This is a genomic window from Vibrio tasmaniensis, from assembly GCF_024347635.1.
In the GTDB taxonomy this organism is placed as follows: Bacteria; Pseudomonadota; Gammaproteobacteria; order Enterobacterales; family Vibrionaceae; genus Vibrio; species Vibrio tasmaniensis.
Genome location: NZ_AP025510.1, coordinates 2487358 through 2509876, shown reverse-complemented (window position 1 = coordinate 2509876; position 22519 = coordinate 2487358). Strand labels below are relative to the sequence as shown.

Here is a 22519-nt window from a genome sequence, read left to right as displayed (position 1 = left end):
GATAAATTTTACTGGCTTTTTATACAGTTTCTGATGTTAAAAGTCCAGTTGGAGCCCTAACAATGCGGCCTCAATCTTGATGTGAAGCCCAGTCTTCACAATAACTCATGAAAGATTTCAGCAGCGGGCTCTGGTATTTGTCTTTATGGACCAGCATCCAGAATCGACGTTTCATGTCGAGTGGGACATTGAGTGCTTTCACTCGGCCTGAATCAATTGCTCGTTGCGCAGCCAGCCGAGATAAACACGCGAATCCAAGATTGGCAGAAACAGAATTAATGATCGCCTCAGTCGTGTTGAGTTCAAAGGATTCATACCAATGTTCTATGCGTGGTGCGACGGCACGAAGAAAAAACTCGCGAGTGCCTGAACCAGACTCACGTAAAATCCAATGACTGTCTTCTAAATCGCTTAAAATCACTTTTTCTTTTGAAGTGAGAGGGTGTTGATTACTAACAATAATACACATTTCATCGCTGCTAAACTGACTCGAAATGAGTTCTGGATGGAGTGTTTTTCCTTCAATTAGCGCGATATCAAGTTCATAATCCACCAACTTTTGGCAGATCAGCGCACTGTTTGAAATGAACAAGCTCTGATCTTGATGCTGAGTTAGTTCGCGAAAGCCAGACAGAATAAACGGTGCGACCTGATTACCAATCGTGTCGCTCGCGCCAACCTTTAAATTGCCACTTAACGGTTGGTCGTCGCGGAACAAAACATCAATACCAGCAGCACGATGTAATATCTCATCCGCCAAAGGAAGAAGCTTTTGTCCTTCTTGATTGAGAATTAATCGGTTATTAACCCGGTCAAATAGAGAGTGACCGAGTTGTTTCTCCATTTCGCCTAGCGCCATGCTGACAGCGGCCTTAGACAGAAACAGAGCCTCGGAGGCTGCGGTCAATGTCGAATGCTGGGTAATAGTGACAAACACTTTGAGTTGTTTGATTGAAATATTAGCCATCAGGTTCCTAGTTTTACGCTGCTGGTGTAAAGGTATCGTTCAGTATTAATGAACATTTGTTATATATAATTGGATATTGTTTAACGAAGCGCAAGCGTATTATGGCTTCAACAAGCTGATGAGTTCACAAGTTTAGTGAATTAAGTTTAAGAGAGGCTGACATGATTCAACGTATTAAATATAGATTAACAGGAGCTCCAACTCCCATGGCAGGGTTAGCACTCGCAATTGCAAGTTTAGGCTGGTGTTGGGATGGTGTTTTAGTCGCACAAGGTATTTTGCACACACCGGGTTTGGTGCAGTGGGTCAGTGCTGGTATTGCGGCGGTATTGCTTCTTGTTTTAGCTGTGAAATTTTTGATTCACGGCCACTTATTACGTGAAGACCTTGCTCACCCTGTTGTTGGCAGTGTTGTACCCACATTCGCAATGGGTTGTATGGTGGTGTCTGCTTCGTTGGCTCCGATCTCTCAATTCTTACAAGAAGCTGTGTGGCTCGCTTCGGTAGCGTTACATGTCGTGTTCTTGGTGAGCTTCCTATACCACAGAGCAAAACAGTTTGAGATCCACCACATGGTACCAAGCTGGTTTGTGCCACCAATCGGTATTATCGTGGCAGACGTTTCTTTTTCAGGTAACCCGATCTTAGAACCCGTTGCTCACGCGACTTTAGTCTTTGGTTTATTGGTTTATGCCGTAATGCTACCTCTTATGATCTACCGTTTGATCTTCTCTCATGAAGTGCCTGACGCAGCAAAACCAACCATTGCGATTATGGCGGCACCAGCAAGTCTATCTTTAGCTGGCTACCTAACGGTGACGGCAAATCCTTCGCCAGTGATCATTGGGTTACTCTTTGGCATTGCAGTGTTGATGACGTTTATTATCTACATCGCGTTTTTCAAACTACTTCGTCTGCCATTCAGCCCTGGCTATGCGGCGTTTACATTCCCAATCGTGATTGGTGCAACGGCGCTATTCAAATTGGCGGCTTGGATGCAAGCACAAGGTATTGAAGCGCATTACATAAATCAAGTATTCGGTCTAGCGTATCTAGAATTGATTGTGGCAACGTTTGTGGTGGGTTATGTGGCGGTTCGTTATTACATGAATTACAAACCTCACCGTGTTCTAAGCGCGGTAGGCAGTAAATTGTAAGAAGCAATAGTTCAAAAGATAAACGGACCTTAAGTTTTCAGTATTTCATAAGCTTATATTCCTAATCCAAACACGGCACTTATGCTAATCTGGCTTTATATTGTGGCAAGATTAGCGTGAGTGCACTTTGTTTACTGTTTACCATTCCAATAAAGTTGATACTTTAAAAATCCTTCTCGTTCACTTAATCAAAAGTGATCCTTTAGCCAATCCTTTCGAAAAAGAGCAGATCTTGGTTCAGAGCCCAGGTATGTCTCAATGGCTTAAGATGGAACTCGCCAAAGAGTTTGGTGTAGCAGCAAATATCGATTTCCCACTTCCAGCAACCTTCATTTGGGATATGTTTACCCAAGTGCTTCCTGATGTACCTAAACGCAGTGCTTTTAACAAAGAAGCGATGACGTGGAAGTTGATGAGTTTACTACCCGTTAAGCTTGACCACCCTGATTTCTTGCCTCTGCAACGTTATCTTGAAAATGATGAAGATGACTCTAAGTTGTATCAATTGGCAGAGAAAATTGCCGATATCTTCGATGGTTACTTGGTGTATCGACCTGAATGGATGGCGATGTGGGAAGCGGGAGAACCTGTTTCTGAACTTATTGATGACGAAGGGCAACAAGATCACCCTTGGCAGCCGATTTTGTGGCAAGCACTCTATGACCAGACCCTGTCCCAAGGCCAATCTAAATATCACCGTGGTAACTTGTATCACGACTTCATTGAAGCGTTAGCCAATCAACAAGGTCAGCTGCAGCATCTGCCGAAACGCTTATTTGTGTTTGGTATTTCTTCGCTGCCTCCTCGTTACATGGATGCGTTGAAAGCACTTGGCGAGCAGATTGATGTGCACTTGATGTTTACCAACCCTTGCCAACATTACTGGGGCGATATTCGCGACCGTAAATATTTGGCAAGAGTTGAAGCCCAGCGTCGCAAGCAGTTTGCGTTGGTTGATGGTTTACCTCAACTAGAAGGCGAAGTATCACCATTGAAAGATGGCATTGAAGCCAACGTTGAAGACGAACTGCATACCAGCCAAGCCGTGGGTAATAGTTTACTTGCGTCTATGGGAAAGCTGGGCAGAGATAACCTGTTCTTGCTATCTCAATCAGACAGCGAAGAGCATGAGTTCTTTATTGATGTTGAGAGGGATAACCTGCTGCATCAATTGCAAGCTGATATTCTTCAGTTAGAAGAGCATCAAGACGACCACATCTTAGATTCCAGCAACCATAAACAGGTGGTTGAGCTTGGCGATCGCTCTCTGACCGTACATGCGTGTCACAGCCCAATGCGTGAGGTCGAAGTCCTTCATGATCAGTTGTTGGCGATGTTTGATGCCAACCCGACTCTGAAACCACGCGATATCATCGTTATGGTGTCTGACATTAATGCTTATAGCCCAGCGATTCAGGCGGTATTTGGTAATGCACCGGGTGAGCGTTATATCCCTTACTCGATCTCTGATAGAACCGCAGACCAAGAAAGCCCAATTCTGACCGCCTTCATGCAGTTAGTCGCGCTACCAAACACGCGCTGTCTAGCTTCTGAGTTGCTAGAGCTGTTAGAAATTCCTGCGATGATGGCACGCTTTGGTATTGACGAGTTTCAATTCGAGCAAGCCAAGCAATGGGTTGAAGAAGCGGGTATCCGTTGGGGTGTCGATGCTTCAACGGCGACAGAATTTGATTTACCTGCGACCGAGCAAAATACTTGGCTATTCGGCATTCAGCGCATGCTCTTAGGTTATGCGATGTCAGACTCTGCAGGTTTGTTTGAAACTGAACACTCTCCGATTGCCGCTTATAACGAAGTTCAAGGCATTAACGCCGAACTTGCAGGTAAGTTAGCTCACTTTATCGATCGTATTGCCCATTACCGTCAACGCTTAACTGAAACTCAATCTATCGATATGTGGCGTGAAATCTTGCTGCAAATGATTGATGATTTCTTTGCGGTTGAACTGGAAGGCGAGGTGGTGCTTAAGTCGATACGTGATGCGCTTTCGCAACTGAATGAACAGCTTGATGATGCCTTGTATGAACAAGAGCTGTCGCCAAGCATTATCTACCAGTACCTCAATAATAAGTTATCTGGCGCGCGTATTAGCCAGAGATTCTTAGCCGGGCAAGTTAACTTTTGTACCTTGATGCCGATGCGTTCGATTCCGTTCAAAACCGTCTGTTTGTTAGGCATGAATGATGGTGTTTACCCTCGCTCAATGCCACCAGAAGGTTTTGATTTGATGAGCGCCCAAACTCGCTCGCCGAATGGCGTAGGCAAAAAGAGTCTAGCTCGTCCGGGCGATCGTTCTCGTCGTGATGATGACCGCTATCTATTCTTAGAGGCGATGTTGTCGGCGCAAGAGTGCTTATACATCAGCTATGTCGGCCGTTCAATTCAAGATAATACCGAGCGAGTGCCGTCGGTATTGGTTTCAGAGTTAATTGAGTACTGCCAACAGAACTACTGCTTAAGTGAAGACCAAGCCCTACCAAGTGATGATTCAGGCATCAACCTGACTCAAGCGATCAGCTTTGAACACACCATGACACCGTTCAGCCCGGCAGCGTTTACTCAAGGTGACGCAAGCCATGTATTGAGTTATGCCAAAGAGTGGCTACCTGCGGCAAATCGTTCTGGTGAACGCAGTGGTGAATTCAATCGCGCATTGGATGACTATTTGTTCGGTGCAACGTACCCGTTAGAATTGGATCTGGTTGAGTTACAGCGTTTTTGGCGTTTGCCAGTACAGTACTTCTTTAATCGCCGTCTAAAAGTGGTGTTTGAGCCGCCGCTTCCGGTAATGGAAGACGATGAGCCGTTCGTACTTAATGGTTTAGAGAGTTTCCAACTTAAGGATGCTTTGCTGCAAGTGCTGTTGGACCACCCAGAAGGCGCAGACGAAGCGGTTCGATTGTTTGTCTCTGAACAAAAAGCACAGGGCCGATTACCTGTCGGCGCTTTTGGTGATATCGAATTTGAAACTAACCGTGTTCAAGCGGAAGACTTAGCCAAAGAGATTCGATTTGTGAGCGGATCACCGCAGCAAGATCTCGAAGTAAATATCGAATTTGATGTGTTAGGCGAAGGTAAACCTGTTCGCTTGACGGGTTGGTTAACTCAAAACTATCAATCAGGTTTAGTGCGATTCCGAAGTGGAAAAATACGCTCTCAAGATTATTTGGCAGCGTGGATTGATCATCTATGTTGTGCAGTGATGGGGCACGGAAAAACGACTCATATTATTGGCTACGACAGAAAAGAGGGCGTGGTTCACCAAACGCTACAGCCGATTGGCGATGCGCTTCAGGCGAAGAGTTTACTGACTGAGTTAGTGCGACTGTTTTATCAAGGTATGACAGCGCCATTACCTTACTTTCCGAAAACTGCATTAGCTGGTGTTGAGGCTGGCTTTAGCCGTGGTAAGTGGGTCGATGACGAAGAAAAGTCCCTAAAGAAAATGGCCGATACCTTTAATGACAGCTTCGCCTTTACGGGCGAGGGGCGAGATACCTACATCTCACGTATTTGGCCTAAGTGGAATGATGAATTGGCTGCTGAGTCGCGTATGTATTCAACGCTTGTGTTACAGGCGGCAAGGTTGGCTGCTGCCGATCTGGAAGATCAGGAGTAGGTGGTTGTGATCGGTAAGATCAATAGCGGATGCGCTAAATTAATAGAAGACGAAAGAGAGTGGCTGGTAAACATTTGGGACGCTTGCTTTCAAGGTGAAGGGAATCTAGGTGAAGAGAAGCAAGGTACAGGAAATAAAGTGGCCGCCAGTAAATCATTATTAGTGTAGGGCGTTCGCTGTACGGCCACAGGTCAGAGGGACCATTATTCTGTGGTTCAAAGTAGGCAATGAGTATAAAACTCGAATCGCGCTCCTGAACTCGTGGGCGCATAGTATCGAGGCGATCTGAATTGATCCGTGAGAGAGATCGCACTAACTATTAACAAATTGGCGTAGGACGTAAATTGAATGACGTTTTCTACGCTAGGTCACATTTGTAACAGACTAATTTATCAGAAGGCAGTAAGGCATGACGACCACAAGCAGTGCTCAGGTAATCGTTCCACAAACACTTGATACCATGACGTTTCCACTTCATGGCGCGCGTTTAATTGAAGCATCAGCGGGTACGGGTAAAACATTCACCATTGCTGGCTTGTACTTGCGCCTACTGCTTGGGCACGGCACGGCTGCACCGCAAGGCGAGCTTACGGAAGCCACTCGACACCATGAACCACTAACCGTAGATCAAATATTGGTAGTGACCTTTACTGAAGCGGCAACGGCCGAGCTGCGAGATCGTATCCGTGCGCGAATCCATGATGCACGTATCGCGTTTGCTCGCGGGCAAAGTGACGACCCTGTGATTGCTCCTTTGTTACAAGCCATCGATGATCATGCTGGTGCGGCGAAAACTCTGCTCAATGCTGAAAGGCAAATGGATGAAGCGGCGGTATACACCATTCACGGTTTCTGTCAGAGAATGTTGACTCAGAATGCCTTCGAGTCTGGAAGCCGCTTTGATAATGAATTTGTGACCGATGAAAGCCACCTTAAAGCGCAAGTGGTTGCCGATTATTGGCGTAAACAGTTCTACCCATTGCCAATTCAATTAGCAGGTGAGGTTCGCAATATCTGGGGTTCTCCCGCTTCGCTATTGGCTGACGTAAACCGTTACCTGACGGGCTCTCCGCTGAAGTTGACGGTAGATGCGATGTCGGGTGATTTACAAACTCTGCACAATCAAAACCTAGACAAAGTGAAGCAACTTAAAGCGCTGTGGTGTGAATCTGAAGCGGACTTTTTGGCTTTGATTTCTGGATCGGATGTGAACAAGCGCAGCTACACCAAGAAGTCTTTGCCGACTTGGTTAGAAGCGGTAACAGCATGGGCTCAGAGCGACACCCATGATTACCAGTTCCCAGATAAATTAGAGAAGTTCTCACAAGCCACGTTAATTGAAAAAACACCAAAAGGTACTGCTCCTCAACACGCGGTGTTTGAGGCTATTGAGGACTTCTTAAACTCCCCAGCAGATCTAAAAGCCCCATTGTTGGCACATGCGATTACCCACTGTCGAACTATGCTAGCCAAGGCTAAACAGCAGAAGCAATGGTTATCGTTTGATGACTTGCTGACCCAGTTATCCGCGTCGATTGATGTGGATGAGCAATCCTTGCTGGTGGAGAGAATTCGCACCTTATACCCAGTGGCTATGATTGATGAATTCCAAGATACCGATCCGCTGCAATACAGTATTTTTAGTCGAATCTACCTAGATAATCCGCAGTGTGGCTTGTTTATGATCGGTGACCCTAAGCAGGCTATCTATGGCTTCCGTGGCGCGGATATCTTTACCTATATCAAGGCGAGAAACCAAGTTAGTGCTCACTACACGCTAGGCACTAACTGGCGTTCGAGTGCTGACATGGTCAGCGCGGTAAATCAAGTGTTTATGAATTCGGATAGCCCGTTTATCTATGACCAAGACATTCCATTTTTACCCGTCGCAGCTAGCCCATCGGCCGACAAACGCCAATGGGTGATGAACGGAGAAACTCAGCACGCACTCACCTTTTGGTTGCAAGAGGCTGAAGATAAGCCGTTACCAAAGGGCGAATATCACAAGGCAATGGCTGAGGCGACGGCGAGTCAAATTCAAACCATTCTGACCGCTTCTCAAAATCAGCAAGCCTATTTTGATAACGGCAAAAAACAACATGCCGTGAATGCAGGTGATATTGCTGTTTTGGTTCGAACCGGTAGTGAAGGTCGCCTGATTAAGAACGCGTTGTCGGAACAAGGCATCGCTAGTGTCTACTTATCGAACCGAGATAGCGTATTCACCAGCTTGGTCGCACAAGATATTCAACGCCTATTGCAAGCGGTGTTGACGCCTGAAAACGACCGTGCATTGCGTGCTAGTTTAGCGTCGGAATTGTTTGCTTTGGATGCCGCATCATTGGATGAACTCAACAACGATGAAGTGGTGTGGGAAAACGTTGTTAACGAATTTCGAGAATATCGTAAGTTGTGGCTACAGCGCGGCGTGCTACCAATGCTTCGCAGCGTGATCAGTAAACGACATCTCGCGGAACGTTTACTGGAAGAAGAAAATGGTGATCGCTCACTCACTGATTTGATGCATATTGGTGACCTGCTGCAACAAGCAAGGCAAGAACTCGACAGCGACTATGGCTTGTTACGTTGGCTAGCAGAAGCGATATCAGATGCACAAATTGGTTTAGGCGGAAGCGATGATGACATCCAACGCCTTGAATCAGAAAGAAACTTGGTTCAAATCGTTACTATTCATAAATCGAAAGGCTTGGAATATGACTTAGTATTTTTGCCGTTCGTTGCAAGTTACCGTGAAGCGAGTGAAGGCAAGTTCTACGATCACGAGTCAGATACCACAGTGCTTGATATTACCGGTAGTGATAGTGCTTTGGCACAAGCCGATAAAGAGCGATTAGCAGAAGACTTACGTTTGATTTACGTGGCGCTTACTCGTGCTGTATACGGTTGTTTCGTTGGTATGGCACCGTTACGTAAAGGCCGCTCAACTAAAGAGCCGACGGGTGTGCATTTGAGTGCGATGGGCTACTTGGTTCAAAATGGACAGGAGCAAGGTATTGCTGAGTTGAATCAAGCTTTGGCAGCGATTGAGGGTAAGAATTCAAGCGTACTACTGTCTGAAACACCAACCGCTCATGAGCAAGTGTTTGTTCAGGCAGAACAAGTGAGTGACGACTTACAGGCTAGCGAACTGAAGGCTTCAATTGACCGAGCTTGGCGAATCACCAGTTACTCGGGGCTTGTAAAACAAGGTAGTCACGGAGCAAGCCATGACGCTACGATTGAGGTGTCTGGCTTCGATATTGATTGTGCTGATGAGCAAGATGAGTCGGAACTGATTGAACCGGAACGCTCTATATTCACGTTCCCTCGCGGTGCTCGCCCAGGTACCTTCTTACATACCTTGTTTGAGGATGTTGAATTTACCGAGCCAGCAACCAGTGACCATAACACGCAAGTAATCACTCACTTGTTAGAGTCAGAGCAATACGAACTCGAATGGTTACCTGTGCTTCAACAGCTTGTTGATACGGTGCTAAACACGGCTTTAGATGGAAAGAACTTAAAGCTGAGCGAGAAAGACTCAACTCAACGACTGATTGAGATGGAATTCTTGTTGCCGATCGAAGTGTTAGCGGCATCTGAATTGAATCAAACCATTCAATATCACGATCCGCTATCAGCAAAAGCCGGTGACCTTGGCTTTCAAACCGTGCAAGGCATGCTGAAAGGCTTCATCGATTTGGTGTTTGAGCATCAAGGTAAATACTATGTGCTCGACTGGAAATCGAACCATCTAGGTGATGACGTTGCCGTCTACCATGGTGAAGCATTGAAATCGGCGATGGCAGACCACCGTTATGACCTGCAATATCAAATCTATGCTTTGGCGTTGCACCGTTTCTTACGCAGCCGCGTTGCGGATTACAGTTATGAACAACATTTCGGTGGGGTTTATTACTTGTTCTTAAGAGGAATGGACGGCCAATCTCAACAAGGTGTTTTCTCGGCTAAACCTACATTGGCTTTGCTCGATGAAATGGATCAATTGATTGACGGTAAAGTGATAGACAGACGTTCAGCACAATTGAATGATAATGAAACTGGACAGATGGGGCTTCTATAATGACAACAACGACCACTAATACCAGTATGGAAACAGCGAACTCTGTTAAGCCAGTTTCACTTATCCCTGAACAGCTCATGGATGTACTCAAGTTCCTTGCAGCCAAGGGCTCAATTCGCCAATTGGATTATCAGTTTGCTCGTTTTATTGCTCAGCAAGCGACGAGTCACTCTCAAGAGATCGGCTTTCTAGCTGGGGTGGTGAGCCATGAATTAGGCAAGGGGCATATCTGTACTCAGCTTGTTCAAGAGACAGATCTTGCTCAGCTAATTGGTTTGTATGGTGAGACGGCATTGCAACTGAATCAAAAATTGTTGGGGATTGACTGGGTGACTGTTTTGCAATCATCTAACCTCGTTGGCACAACCAATGACTGTGTTAAGCCGCTAATGTTTGATGGACGGCGTGTCTACTTACAGCGTTATTGGAACTATGAAGTTGTGTTGGCTGAAACGTTAAACCGTTTAAGTAAGCCAGTTGAGTTCAACTCTGAGCAAAAAAAATCGCTAACCGAAACATTGAATCAGTTATTCGCACGCAGTTATCACTTTCTGTTTAACGCTTTAGCCAAGGCTGAAGCAAACCAACAAACGTCTCAGGTATTACGCCAACAACTGGTGTGTGACCATCTAGATATTGTCGATGAACATGTTCTGGATTGGGGCGCGATAGACCAAGCGATTGTTCAAGCCAAACAAGTGACCGATTTAGATGCTCTAGACAGCTTGGTGCCTTTATCTGTTTGCTTGAACTGGCAAAAGGTCGCAGCAGCGGTGGCGTTAAGTCGTCGCTTCGCGGTGATCTCTGGTGGGCCGGGTACCGGTAAAACGACCACGGTAACCAAATTGCTGTCGGCTATGGTCGAGCAATCACTCAGTCAAGGTAAAACACCAACGATTAAATTAGTCGCACCGACAGGTAAAGCGGCGGCGCGTTTAACCGAGTCGATTGGTAAAGCGATTGAACAATTGCCTCTAGCGCCAGAAGTTAAGGCGAATATACCGACTGAATCCAGTACCTTACACCGCTTACTGGGTGCGATTCCTAATCGAGCTGAATTTAGACATAACCGACGCAATCCACTTCACCTTGATATTTTGGTGGTGGATGAAGCATCGATGGTCGATCTGTCGATGATGTATAAGCTGGTGGATGCGCTTCCTGAGCACGCAAGGCTCATTTTATTGGGTGATAAAGACCAACTTGCTTCAGTAGAGGCAGGAGCGGTGTTGGGTGATATCTGCTCGTTTAATTCAACAGGCTACAGCACAGCGCAAGGCAATTTGATTGCAGAAATGACCGGCTTTGACGCGATCGCTAAACCAGGGCAGGTCAAAGCTGGAGCGCTTAACCCTCCTGCTGCGATTGCGGATAGCTTGTGTATGCTGCAGAAGAGTTACCGTTTCGATGCGCGTTCAGGTATCGGACAGTTGGCAAAAGCGATCAATAACGGGTCTGCCAGTCAAGTTGACCAAGTGTTTGCTAAAGGGTTTGGAGACATTGAAAACCATCCTCTGTCGAGTGATAGCTATAATTTGATGCTGCGCACTTTAGTCAATGAGTATGGCGGGTATCTCAACCGAATGAATGTGCCGCTAGAAGAATTAGAAACCCAAGAAGCGCGAGCTAAATCGGTGCTCGATTTGTTCAGTCAATGTCGACTGTTATGTTCTATTCGTGAAGGGGATTTTGGTGTTAAAGGCCTCAACCACAGAATCGAAAGGGCACTTGCCGCAAGATGCTTGGTGAATCCGCACAACGATGAATTGTGGTATCACGGGCGACCAGTCATGGTAACGCGTAATGATCATGGTTTGGGTTTATACAATGGTGATATCGGTATCTGTATGCTAGAGGCGGATTCAAGCCAGCCTGACTCAACTCATCGCTTGAAGGTGTATTTTGAACTGCCAGATGGCAGTGTGAAAGCGGTGCTACCAAGCCGAGTTCCCGATCATGAAACCGCTTATGCGATGACGATACACAAATCTCAAGGCAGTGAATTTGATCTGACTTTGATGATCTTACCGCCAGACTTCAGCCCTATTTTAACGCGAGAGCTTATCTATACGGGTATCACGCGTGCTAAGAAACGACTGATGATGTTCAGTGATACAAACGTGTTGAAGCGTGGAATTAAGGTGAAAACAGAACGAGTGAGTGGTTTAGGCAGTCGTTTAACCGGCTAATGAGTTGTTCACTTCAACTGTTAGTGGGTTCTAGGGAAGGGTATCGCGAGGGGCAACGCGGCTAAATGGCTAACAGATAGTACATAAAGCAACCATCCCTGGTCGCTTTGAGCGTTATTAAGAATCTGTTCCTAAAAACGCTCGAGTAAACGATATATGGTTTATCTTGTATTTTGGTTGGCAATTCAAAATAAACTCTTTTAGATTTTCGCTCACAGGGAACACGCAGTGTACGTCTAGCCCTTCTAAGAATTGGTTATCAGCCATATCCCAAAAACTTTGCAGCGAGTTACAAACAATGGTTCTCATATCAATGTTGCTCTTTTGCTGTTTATATTAACGAGCAGACTGACTACTAGCATGCTGATCGTTAACGGGTATAGCAATCCGTGCAGTGACCACCTGAATGTCATAGCTTAAACATTCGGCGGCATTCCAATAAAAACGCTTGTCAATATTCATAAAGCGTGCAAATTCTATACAATTACGGCTGTGAATGAAAGTGCATATTTAATAAATATCACATAGCAAACGATTCAATTTGCAATAGAGTTGTTATTAAAGTGAGGTTTTGCTCCAAATTTCATTTACACATTTAACGCTAAGATCTTGGAGTTCCTTTGATAGTTGTACAGACCTTGCTTTTCCATTGGTAATTCATCAACCGTTATTTCGTAAAAACCCTGTTCACGGAACCAATGAAGGCTGTGTGTGGTAAGAACAAAGATCTGGTCGATATCACGAGATTTGGATTGGTGGCGCATGTAATCAAGCAGTAACTGGCCACGGTTTCCATCCCGGTAATCAGGGTGAATAGCGACACAGGCCATTTCTGCCATGTGATCTTCGGGGTAAGCGTATAGTGCTGCACAGCCTATAATTAGCCCGTCTTTTTCGATAATGGTAAAGCGATGGACTTCTTGCTCCAATTGTTCTCTTGAGCGACGCACTAAGATGCCTTGTTCTTCTAGAGGTCGAATGAGGTCAAAGATGCCACCAATATCGTCAATTTGAGCTTGTCTTACTTGTTCCGCACTCGCCATCACTACTTGGGTTCCAATACCATCAAAAGAGAACAGTTCTTGGATCAATGCGCCATCGACTTTGTAGCTGATTAAGTGACAACGAGGCACGCCTGCTCGGCAAGCTGAGATCGCTCCTTTTAAGAAGCGCAGTGTTCCGGTACTCATGTCTTCGGCGGGGTCCTGAGACTCCGTTAAGCGTTCAAGAATTTGCTTAGCGTCTTTAGGGAAGAGTTCGGCGAGTACATTACCATTTTCGTCGGTTACCCCTTGCTCCGAACAAAAGCCAATCAGTTTGTCGGCTTTTAAACGGATAGCAACTTGTGTCGCAACCTCTTCCGAAAGCAGGTTGAAGCTTTCGCCGGTGACTGAACTGGCAATAGGCCCAAGAAGGACGATGGAACCTTGGTCAAGGGTGCGATTGATCCCTTCGATGTCTATTCGACGAATGCGTCCGCTGTGGCAGTAATCCGTGCCATCATCGACGCCTAAGGGTTGAGCGGTAATGAAGTTACCACTCATCACATTGAGTTGAGTTCCTGCCATCGGGGTGTTATTTAAACTCATTGAAAGGCGAGCGGTGATCGCAAGTTGTAGTTGCCCAGCCGCCTGCATCGCGACACCTAAAGAATATTCATCTGTGACTCTAATATTTTTATGGTAAGGCGTATGACAATCTTGTTTTTCTAACAGTTGATTGATCTGTGGTCTAGCCCCATGAACGAGAACAATCTTAACCCCAAGGCTATGAAGTAGGGCTATATCATTAATAATATTACCAAAGTTTCTATCGGCAACGGCTTCACCTCCCAGCATAATGACCATGGTTTTCCCACGGTGAGCATTTACATAAGGGGTCGATTGCCTAAAGCCTTTGACTAGCGCCGTACTTCTTAATTTCACAGAATAAGCCTTCCTTGTTTATTTATTCGATAATTTAGCATTTAAATTCAAATCTGAACAACAACTTTTTGGAATGAAGCGCAAACTATTCTCATCTAGGCTTCGTTTTATAAACTGTCTCAGTGTACAATGCGTACAGCATCCTTATGAGTCGTAAACGAATGCAAAAAAATCCAGCAAGAAAGAGTAAGATTGATGAGATCGCTAGAGGTCTCTACAGTGGAGCAGAGCAGCGCAACAAACCTAAATTGAGACGGAAGGTCATTGAACGCAGTTTAATGGTTTTAGCTTTGGTGGGTTCGTTTGCCGTCGCTTCCTTGTTTGCCGATGTGTTTTATAGAGTGCAAGATGCGATAACGCCTAATAGTCAAATATATGGAACTTGGGTAGAGCAAGATGTCGCTCGTTATGCTGCGGACGAGTTTGTGCTGAGTGAAAATGGTGTGTCAGTGCGAGGCTCTGTTGTGTCGACTCATTTTGATTTCGATGGTAAGTACTTCGAATATAAGGCCGGCAATAAAACGTATCACTTCCGCATAACGAATTCTGATAAGACAGAAATGATGCTTGTATCGGATAATCACTATAATCCAGTCTTTCGTCTTAAAGGTCATATCGATAACTCAGTTCGATAGGTTATCTTATACCAATCGTAGTAAATAATTGGTCACCCTAGCTTGTTAAAAAACTCGATAACTTCGTTAGAATTTTTGATTGTAGAATAACTACTTATCAAAAAGATCTGCCTTGTTCTCAAGATTTTTTCCTACGCTATTTTTAATCACTTATTTACTGTGATTGGTATTATTGTAAACATTTACAATCTAAGATTGTGTTATCTGATCGTTTTTGTCATCCTCGATGCATAGAATATTTAGGATGACTCTTGTGATTAAAAAATGGCTTCCCCTTGTTGCTGCCTCTTTCTTATTTGGCTGTGCTCAACCCACTGATCTTGCCCAACAACACCTTGATGGTGAATTTCCCCGAACCTTAAATAAGGTCGATTTGGTTGAATCTAATAAACCAAGAGACTACACCGCATTTGCAGAGCAAGCTGAGATGGTGGTTTCTAAATCCCCTTCGATGGCTAAAATCTATGAGCCGCTTTATCAGCAACTCAATGAATGGGCGGTGCTGAGTGGAGAGCCGAGTGAACTCGCTAATTTTGGCGTTCAAACAGCTCAATTAGGCGGTGGCGATAAGCAAGGCAATGTTTTGTTTACGGGGTACTTTTCTCCTGTAATGGAATTGCGACATGAAGCAAACGAAGAATATCGATTCCCTGTTTATGGGCTTCCAGAGTGTGATAAAGAGTGTCCTACACGCGAAGAGATCTACAACGGTGCATTAGAAGGCCAAGGTCTTGAGTTAGGTTACTCGGCAAACCGTATCGACCCATTTATGATGGAAGTACAGGGCAGCGGCTTTGTGCATTTCGGAGATGATGACACGCTGCAATATTTTGCATACGCGGGTAAGAACAACAAAGCTTACGTGAGTATCGGCCGTGTTTTGATCGAGCGAGGTTTAGTGCCACGCGAAAAAATGTCATTGAAAGCAATCAAAGAGTGGGTATTGGCAAACGATCCTGAAGTGGTAAAAGAGCTGCTTGAGCAAAACCCATCTTTTGTCTTCTTTAGCGCGAGAGATGATCTATCCGTAATGGGCAGTGCAGGCATTCCTCTATTACCGATGGCAGCAGTTGCGGGTGATCGTTCGATCTTACCTATGGGTACACCTATTTTGGCTGAGGTTCCATTGTTGAATGCCGATGGCACGTGGAGCGGCGCGCACCAACTAAGACTGTTACTGGTTTTGGATACGGGTGGTGCGGTTAAGCAAAACCATTTGGATCTCTATCATGGTATGGGCCCACGAGCAGGTACTGAAGCAGGCCATTACAAGCATTTTGGTCGGGTGTGGAAACTTGGCTTAGATGGCAGTGCAACTGAAGCGCCTTGGGCTTTACCACCTGAAAAGGTCGAGTAAGCGGCAATAAAATAGGGCATTGAAAGCGAATCGCTAATCCCCTAGACTTTTAATTCAAGAGTGCGTATAAAACGCACTCTTTTCTTTTTCTCAGAAATAAATTGGCGGCAACAATGCGTGAATTGACCACTCCAGCTTCAGAAAACTATGACCAACGATTTGGTGGCACTCGTCGCCTGTATGGCAATAGTGAAGTAGATATACTTAGAGCAGCACACGTGTGTGTGATCGGTATTGGCGGTGTCGGTTCATGGGCGGTTGAAGCGCTTGCTCGTACTGGTTTAGGTGAGCTGACATTGATCGATATGGATGATGTGTGCGTGACGAACATCAACCGTCAGATCCATGCAATGTCGGGCACGGTTGGTAAGAGTAAAATCGAAGTGATGGCAGAGCGCGTTAAGCTGATTAACCCAGAGTGCAAAGTTAACCTGATTGATGACTTTATCGGGCCAGATAATCAGGCTGAATACCTATCGAAAGAGTTCGACTTTGTGCTCGATGCGATTGATAGCATGAAAGCTAAGGCTTCACTGTTGGCGTATTGTCGTAGCAACAAAATCAAAGTGATCACTACGGGTGGCGCGGGTGGGCAAGTTGACCCGACTCAAATCAAAGTGGCTGATCTGACTAAGACGATTCAAGATCCACTCGCAAAGAAACTAAAAGATACGCTGCGTCGTCATCATAATTTCCCTAAGAACCCTGCGCGTAAGTTTGGTATCGATTGTGTGTTCTCGACTGAGCAACTTAAATACCCTCAAGCCGACGGCAGTGTATGTGCTGCGAAAGCGACCGCAGAAGGTCCAAAACGTATGGATTGCGCGACGGGTTTTGGTGCGGCAACGGTTGTAACGGCTACATTTGGTTTTGTGGCTGTTTCGCGTATTGTCGAAAAGTTGATTCAAAAGCACGCTAAGTAGTTCTCTATTATCTGCTTTACAACACTAAACCTTTGTCACCTGTACATTTAGTCATAATCTATTGGATATTAAAATGATGTCATTCCCAAGCTCTCCATTTGGTACTGAAATTACCAGTGATGATATTGTCGCGAAAATGCAGACATTTAACGGTTGGGAAGATCGTTATCGCCAAGTGATTCAATGGGGTAAGAAACTGCCAATTATGCCTGGTGAACTGAAAAGTGAGCAGGTGATTGTCTCTGGCTGTGAAAGCCAAGTGTGGTTAGTTTCTCAAAATATCGACGGTGTTTGGCACTTTTGTGCTGATTCTGATGCGCGTATCGTGCGCGGTCTGATTGCATTAGTGATGGCTGCGTACGACGGTAAAACATCAGAGCAGGTTCAAGCATTTGATATCGATGGATACTTTGAAAAAATCGGTTTAATTACCCATCTAAGCCCATCTCGCGGTAATGGATTAAAAGCGATTGTTGCTCAAATCCAAGAGCTAAGTGCTTAATATCTCTTAGATACATAGAAACGAAAAGGGTTGACGCTACAGGTCAACCCTAAATAATTTCGCTACTCGTTATTCTTTACTATCTATAGCATATCAACGGCTTTTTTTATCGCCGCAATCAGCTTTTCAACATCATCCAGATTGTTATAAATACCAAATGAGATCCGTACTGTCCCTTTGACATTGAGTGCATCCATTAATGGGTGAGCACAGTGGTGTCCAGCACGTACTGCGATACCTTGTTGATCCAACAGGGTTGCAATATCTTGGTGGTGAACGCCATCCATCACAAAAGTAATCACACTTGCGTTGGGTTGATAACCCAATACCTGAATATCATCCAGCTTGCTGAGTGCAAGATAAGTCTCGTGCTGTAGTTGGTGGATATGATTTTCGACATCTTGCTGAGCAAAACCACTTAACCATTCTATTGCGGTACTTAATGCTATCGCTCCCGCCACATTTGGCGTGCCCGCTTCAAATTTCCCTGGCAGTTCAGAAAATGTGGTACCAGAGAAAGACACGCGCTCAACCATTTTGCCACCGCCATGCCAAGGGGGCATCGCTTCGAGCAATTCAAGTTTGCCGTAAAGCACACCTATGCCGGCAGGGGCGTAGAGTTTATGGCCTGAGAAAACGTAGAAATCCGCATCTAAAGCAGTAACATCTACTGGTTCATGAACAATACCTTGTGCGCCATCGACCACAACAATCGCATTCATCTTGTGCGCTTTCTCGATCACTTCTTCAATGGGCTGACGAGAACCCGTCACATTAGTTATCTGAGCCAGAGCAACAATCTTGGTTCGATCATTTAATAGAGCGTCAAAGGCAGCAAGGTCAAATTCACAATCTGACGTCATCGGTACTTTTACGACTTTCGCTCCGGTTTGTTCAGCCACAATTTGCCAAGGCACGATGTTGGCGTGATGCTCCATTTCGCTAACCAAGATCTCATCACCAGCTTGAAGCGTGCTTCTTGCGTACGTTTGAGCTATCAGGTTGAGAGCTTCGGTTGCACCACGAGTCCAAATGATCTCTTTTGAAGAAGCCGCGCCAATAAATTGAGCGACTTTGTCTCTTGCCGCTTCAAACTGACTGGTCGCGTTCGCGGTTAAGCTGTGGCTGCCTCGGTGAACATTGGCATTTTGTTTGGAGTAATATTGGCTAATAGCATCAATAACTACCTGAGGCTTTTGTGTCGTTGCCGCGCTGTCTAAATAAATCAACGACTGTTGATTGATGGTTTGTGATAGCGCAGGGAACTGCTCTCGGATGTGATTGATATCAAGCATCTATTCTTACCTAAAATCTTGGAAATTGGTGCTAGCGTTATGCTGAGCGGTATTGTTATTTTATCGCGACTTGTCAACCGTTGCTGACTAATCTTGATGATCCCAGCTATTTTCTCGCTCTTTAACCTGAGTAAACAGCTTTTGGTTAGCGGGAACTTTGATTTGATGCTTAAGTGCTGTCTTTATCAGGTGCCCGGTAATGAAGTCTATCTCTGTCTTGCGCTGGAAAAACATATCTTGCTTCATGGATGAGTTGTTCTGCGCCGTGGCTTGGATAACCTGTTTGACGCTTGCTTCCAATTCATCGGATGAACAAGCGATCCCTTCGGCTTGCATAACCTGCGTGAGCTCTTTAATGATAGAACTCAAAATATCCTCAAACCTTTTATCTGCAAGTTCGCCATTCTTGATTTGCTCCAGCCCAGTGAGTGGGTTGATAGCACAATTGATGGCGAGCTTAGTCCATAGTGCTGTTTTTATTTCTGGATTCCAACTCACGGTAGGGAAGGCATGTTCCAACACATCAACTAAAAAAGTGCACTGTTGACCCTTGAGGTTAAAAGCACCCAATTGAGTTTGGCCGATTCCTGTGTGGGATACATTGTTGCGATTGGGTTTAAATGCAGCCTGGGTGGTGGTCGCCAATATTACCGGGTGAGCGTCAATTTGAGCCGCTATCTGATCGACGGCTCCCATACCGTTGTGCATGAACATGAGAACGGTGTCAGGATCGATATGCTGCAGTAACGCAGTGGTGGCTTCTTCGACTTGCCAAGCTTTGACTGTGAAGATCACTAAGTCACTCGCTGATAGCTTTTCGATATTGTTGTTACTGAAGGAAAGTGAAGCTTGTCCATCAAGTGATAAGTCAATTGAGTTATCAGTGGTTCGACTCCACAAAGAGACATTATGACCAGCTTGAAGCAGTTTTATTGCCCATAAAGAGCCGATAGCCCCTGGCCCAACAATAGTGATGTTCACAGCAATACCGAGATAAGAAAGTGGTGCTGCAAGGATAACGAGGCATTAAATGAAAGCAATAAAAAATGGCACCCGAGGGTGCCATTTTGGAAACTTTATTAGAAGTTCGATTAGAACTTGTAAGTTACTGCGAAGTAGTGACCTACGCCTGATGTAGAGAACTCACCAATTTGTGGTTTGTTCGGGTCCATTAGAGCACCGTCTCTTAGGCCGTATACATCTTGGTATAATTTAAGACCGTAACCTACAGCAAATTGGTTATTGTGCCAGTAAATACCATTGAACATAGCTCCGCCGTTGCTTGACTGGTTGTATGAACTATCACGACCAAATTCGTAGTCAATGTAACCTTGGTAAGCAATGAATGAACCGTTATCGAAGTTCATGAAAGGTTTAAACCAGTTTGTAGAAAATTGGTAACCGTTCCAATCTTTTGCATTTAGATCGTAGTTAGCGTAAAGGTTGAATTGCATTTTACCAAACCAAGGTACCATTACGTCTGAACCGATACCTGTTTTAGTTGCGTAACCACCGTCAGCTTTACCATCAATAGTTGTGTAGTTTGCTACGTATAGTTCTTGTACCGGACCAAAAGAAAGGTCTTTACCAGTCAGGCCATCGATAGACATACGAGGTGCAAATTTAACAAACAGCTGATCGTCTTTTGCTTTATCACTGCCGCTATCGTTAGTTAGATTGAATACATCAATGTAACCGTAAAGATCGAAGATACCAGAGCGTCCACCAAACTCCATTTCAAGATAAGTATGATCTTTGTCTTGAGGCTTCTCGTCGATAGTGTGCATGATATTAAACTGCATCCAGTTGTAATCATTTTTGTGAGTATCGCCGTCAGAATAATCAGCCGCCATTACTGGAGCAGAAGCTGCCGCAAGTAGGCCAAGAGTTAAAAGTGATTTACGCATAATAGAACTCTCTATGTTTGAAATAAGTAACCCGCTAATCCGTGCGTGTTTATATGTCCGAATGCCGAGCATAATAGCGATTTTGTTCTCAAATAAAAGTGAGACAGAGTGAAAACTATGATTATTATGGTGAGCGCGATCACACTAACGATCTAAATGATGGAACTTTAATGTTGCTATGCATCTTGATGAATTCCTACTTCTATTGATTTTGTGAAATTCGATTATTTTGTGTATAAATTGGTGAAATACCGCTCTAAGCAAACGATTCTACCGAAAATCGTGACATGCATATCAAAATCAACAGTATTTCTTTCTAAGCGTTTTCTCGTGAAAAATACCTCACTCAGCGAGCTTGTCGATCCTGCCTTTGATCCATTCTCAAGCAACTCCGTACTGAAGTTTGAATCAATTGATGAACAATTCATGTGATGACTAGCTTGACTTTAAACCTGTTTGTTTTTTCATCACTGATAATATTGAGACAGTTCATTGCACTAATTTTGAGGCAACGATTAAAGATTTTCTCCTGAGCTTATCTTTTTTGTGACGAACTGGTCGAACTTTTTGGAGAGAAGACCAATGAAATATTCACCAATACTCGCGGTAGCGATGTCAGCCCTATTTATTGTTGGATGTGATGATGACGACCAACCTACAACCCAACTGCAAGCTGTGCACGCATCGCCAGATGCCCCACTAGCTAATGTGTTAGTTAATAGTCAGGCTCGTTGGACTGGAGTTGATTACGCTCAGGCATCAGGATACGCCTCGGTTAACCAAGGCCAAACAACTCTGCAAGTCGATGTTCAACTTCCTGGGGATAGTGTGGCGACGGTGATTTCACCAAGCCAATTCAATTTAAGTGGTGATCTGGATTACACAGTGATGGTGGTCGGTGATGCTGACGGTTCCAACAACCCAGTAGAGGCTCTTGTTGTGACACGACCTGCAGCAGGAACGGCGACGAGTTCGAGTTTGGATGTGCAAGTTGTTCACGCGGCAACTGGGGTTGGTGATGTCAATTTATACGTTACCGCACCGAATGATCCCTTAGGTGCACCGATTGGAACGTTGGGCTACAAAGGGTTTACTGATGTTCTGAACATACCTGCAGGGCAATATCGAGTGAGATTAGAAACTGTGAGTGGAAGTGCTATTGCTTTTGACTCTGGAGAAATCACTCTGTCTGGTGGTAGCGAGCTAACTATAGCGGCGGTGCCAAGAGCGGATTCAAACAGTGCATCTCCAGTGAAGTTGATGGTGATGGATGGAAAAGGCTCATCTTTAATTTACGATATGGCGGAAACGGCAGAAGTGAGAGTAGGGCATTTGGTTGATGGTGCGCCGGATGTCGACCCATTTGTCAACGGTTCTGCATTTGCTCCGCTTGCTGATTTAATGTTTAAAGAGATCCGTGGATTTTTAGATTTAGCAGCTGGGACTTACGATATTGACATCTTTGCTGACGGTACAACGACCAATGCATTGATTGATGCTGACGGGGTGGCTGTATTTGCCGGGATGGATTACAGCATTTATGCTGTGGGGACGGTAAGTCCACTCAATTTAGAACCACTAATTGTCCCTGAAAATCGCCGTCCTGTCGCGACTAGTGCGGTATTGAACATTACTCATGCAGCGGCTAATCCAATAGCAGCTTCAGTTGATATTTACTTAACCGAAAACGTGGGAATAGCGGGAAGCACACCAGCGCTGAGTAATGTGAAATTTAAAGATTACGCGAATGGTATTTATGTAGCAGCAGGAACTTACTATGTGACGATTACTGTCGCTGGCGATCCGTCTATTGTTGCGATTGACTCTGCGCCTGCAACTTTGGCTGATGGTGTTGTGTATCAAGTCGTAGCGATTGATGATTCGATGGGAACGGGCTTCAACTTATTAGTGAGTGATACAACAGACTAGATCTGTCAT

Annotated in this window: 16 protein-coding genes; 10 read left to right on the top strand and 6 right to left on the bottom strand. The window is 45.0% G+C overall.

Translation table 11 applies throughout. The features are described 5' to 3' along the window. Positions 1-70 precede the first annotated feature (70 nt). On the bottom strand, positions 71-967 hold the full coding sequence (locus OCV44_RS11270) for a LysR family transcriptional regulator (RefSeq protein WP_139684109.1): 897 nt from the start codon (positions 965-967) through the stop codon (positions 71-73). A 161-nt stretch (positions 968-1128) separates the two neighbouring features. Between OCV44_RS11270 and OCV44_RS11265 the strand changes: the two genes are divergently transcribed. The 5 genes from OCV44_RS11265 (at position 1129) to recD (ending at position 12037) form a co-directional block, all read left to right on the top strand. Next, positions 1129-2124, top strand: a complete 996-nt coding sequence (locus OCV44_RS11265; protein ID WP_170213700.1) for a TDT family transporter — start codon at positions 1129-1131, stop codon at positions 2122-2124. Positions 2125-2251: 127 nt separating this feature from the next. Further along, positions 2252-5764 (top strand): exodeoxyribonuclease V subunit gamma, encoded by a 3513-nt coding sequence (gene recC / locus OCV44_RS11260; protein WP_139684107.1) that lies wholly within the window; start codon positions 2252-2254, stop codon positions 5762-5764. 6 nt (positions 5765-5770) lie between these two features. Beyond that, positions 5771-5932 carry a hypothetical protein gene (locus OCV44_RS11255; RefSeq protein ID WP_170213699.1) on the top strand — a complete coding sequence of 54 codons (162 nt, stop codon included), beginning with the start codon at positions 5771-5773 and terminating at the stop codon, positions 5930-5932. A 241-nt stretch (positions 5933-6173) separates the two neighbouring features. Continuing rightward, entirely contained in the window at positions 6174-9848 is a 3675-nt protein-coding gene (gene recB / locus OCV44_RS11250) for an exodeoxyribonuclease V subunit beta (protein ID WP_139684106.1), read from the top strand. Continuing rightward, complete coding sequence (gene recD, locus OCV44_RS11245; protein WP_139684105.1) at positions 9848-12037, top strand: exodeoxyribonuclease V subunit alpha; 2190 nt, start codon at positions 9848-9850, stop codon at positions 12035-12037. Before recB ends, recD begins: the two co-directional genes overlap by 1 nt. 117 nt (positions 12038-12154) lie before the next feature. On the opposite strand, the gene OCV44_RS11240 is transcribed toward recD, so the two are convergent. Both OCV44_RS11240 and argA read right to left on the bottom strand, forming a co-directional pair. Continuing rightward, positions 12155-12346 (bottom strand): hypothetical protein, encoded by a 192-nt coding sequence (locus tag OCV44_RS11240; protein ID WP_009848356.1) that lies wholly within the window; start codon positions 12344-12346, stop codon positions 12155-12157. Positions 12347-12624: 278 nt separating this feature from the next. After that, on the bottom strand, positions 12625-13962 hold the full coding sequence (gene argA / locus OCV44_RS11235; RefSeq protein ID WP_139684104.1) for an amino-acid N-acetyltransferase: 1338 nt from the start codon (positions 13960-13962) through the stop codon (positions 12625-12627). A gap of 161 nt (positions 13963-14123) precedes the next feature. Here argA and OCV44_RS11230 point away from each other — a divergent pair, with 161 nt between their 5' ends. From OCV44_RS11230 to csdE, 4 genes are all read left to right on the top strand, one after another. After that, positions 14124-14597 carry a DUF2850 domain-containing protein gene (locus OCV44_RS11230; protein WP_139684155.1) on the top strand — a complete coding sequence of 158 codons (474 nt, stop codon included), beginning with the start codon at positions 14124-14126 and terminating at the stop codon, positions 14595-14597. A gap of 244 nt (positions 14598-14841) precedes the next feature. Continuing rightward, complete coding sequence (gene mltA / locus OCV44_RS11225) at positions 14842-15954, top strand: murein transglycosylase A (protein WP_139684103.1); 1113 nt, start codon at positions 14842-14844, stop codon at positions 15952-15954. A 113-nt stretch (positions 15955-16067) separates the two neighbouring features. After that, complete coding sequence (gene tcdA / locus OCV44_RS11220; RefSeq protein WP_081231154.1) at positions 16068-16877, top strand: tRNA cyclic N6-threonylcarbamoyladenosine(37) synthase TcdA; 810 nt, start codon at positions 16068-16070, stop codon at positions 16875-16877. 73 nt (positions 16878-16950) lie between these two features. Beyond that, the gene (gene csdE, locus OCV44_RS11215; protein ID WP_139684102.1) at positions 16951-17379 is read left to right on the top strand and encodes a cysteine desulfurase sulfur acceptor subunit CsdE; all 429 of its coding nucleotides are present in this window, start codon (positions 16951-16953) and stop codon (positions 17377-17379) included. Positions 17380-17462: 83 nt separating this feature from the next. Here csdE and csdA read toward each other — a convergent pair whose 3' ends face one another. From csdA to OCV44_RS11200, 3 genes are all read right to left on the bottom strand, one after another. Then, positions 17463-18674 (bottom strand): cysteine desulfurase CsdA, encoded by a 1212-nt coding sequence (gene csdA / locus OCV44_RS11210; RefSeq protein ID WP_139684101.1) that lies wholly within the window; start codon positions 18672-18674, stop codon positions 17463-17465. Between the two features lie 87 nt (positions 18675-18761). Further along, positions 18762-19655, bottom strand: coding sequence for a 2-dehydropantoate 2-reductase (gene panE / locus OCV44_RS11205; protein ID WP_139684100.1), 894 nt, complete (start codon positions 19653-19655; stop codon positions 18762-18764). 110 nt (positions 19656-19765) lie between these two features. After that, positions 19766-20653 (bottom strand): nucleoside-specific channel-forming Tsx family protein, encoded by an 888-nt coding sequence (locus tag OCV44_RS11200; protein ID WP_139684099.1) that lies wholly within the window; start codon positions 20651-20653, stop codon positions 19766-19768. A gap of 510 nt (positions 20654-21163) precedes the next feature. Here OCV44_RS11200 and OCV44_RS11195 point away from each other — a divergent pair. After that, positions 21164-22510 carry a DUF4397 domain-containing protein gene (locus tag OCV44_RS11195; RefSeq protein WP_139684098.1) on the top strand — a complete coding sequence of 449 codons (1347 nt, stop codon included), beginning with the start codon at positions 21164-21166 and terminating at the stop codon, positions 22508-22510. The last annotated feature ends 9 nt before the right edge of the window (positions 22511-22519 follow it).